Raw genomic sequence first — 940 nt, 5'->3', positions numbered from 1 at the left:
CCCCGATCCCAGGTGAGTGACTTGTAGAGTTCCTGCGGTAACTTGCGGGCATGTTTGATGAGCGCATTGATGACCGTTTCGCTGTCCTTGCTGGCTATCTTCACCAGCATGACATAGCGTGTCTGGCGTTCGACGAGCGTCGCAATCTGGCTGCTGCCGCTACCGCACAGCAGATCACCTTCCCAGTGGCCCGGTACCGCGCGGTCTTCAACGGTAGCCGGGCGTTCGCTGATCGATACGGTATCGCGAATCCTGCCGTGATCCTCCGTCTTTAGCGTGTGATGGCGCGAACGGCGCATGGCCCGGGTGCGCCGCAGGTGCTCCAGCAACTCCTTCTTCAGGGCCCCACGGGCCTGTATGAAGAGAGAACGATAGATTGTCTCGTGGGACACGTGGTAGTCCTCGTTGTCTGGATACGCGCGTGTGAGCCATCCGGCGATCTGCTGCGGTGACCACTGCAGTTGTAGCTTGGCTGCCACGATGTGCGCCAACATCCGGTGCTCAACCAGTTTACAGGCTTTGGGTCGCTGCGCGCGATCCCACGCGATCTGATCGGCGTGGCTTGCCCGATAGCCGTCCGGGCCGCTGTTACGTTTGATCTCACGACAGATGGTGGAGGGAGCTCGCGAAAGTCGCATGGCGATTGACTGGATCGAATCGTCGGCCGCAAGTGCCCGTGAGATCTCTTCGCGTTCCTCCAGCGTCAATGCCAATCTCGATCGATGCCTTTGTGGTGGCTGGATTCCACCTGTCTCAGCCAGAATCCCCTGTACAGACGAGTGGTTCCGGTCAAAAAGCTGGGCGATCTTCTGGAGAGACTCTCCCTTGCGCCAACGTTCCCACATCAGCGCTTTCTGCTTCTCGCTGTAGTAAATCCGGCGTCGCTGTTTCATCTGCAACACTCCCACTGCTTGCGCAGTCTTCAGTGTGTTGCATCCAC

Annotated in this window: 1 protein-coding gene; it reads right to left on the bottom strand. The window is 58.8% G+C overall.

What is annotated here, in order from left to right; translation table 11 throughout:
• On the bottom strand, positions 1-893 hold an 893-nt coding region (locus tag PQR02_RS40550; RefSeq protein WP_408243407.1), incomplete at its 3' end, for an IS30 family transposase.
• Positions 894-940 lie beyond the last annotated feature (47 nt).

The organism is Paraburkholderia sediminicola (assembly GCF_046026895.1).
Classification (GTDB): Bacteria; Pseudomonadota; Gammaproteobacteria; order Burkholderiales; family Burkholderiaceae; genus Paraburkholderia; species Paraburkholderia sediminicola_C.
The sequence above is the reverse complement of the archived record's forward strand: the minus strand, read 5'-3'. Positions and strand labels throughout refer to the sequence as shown.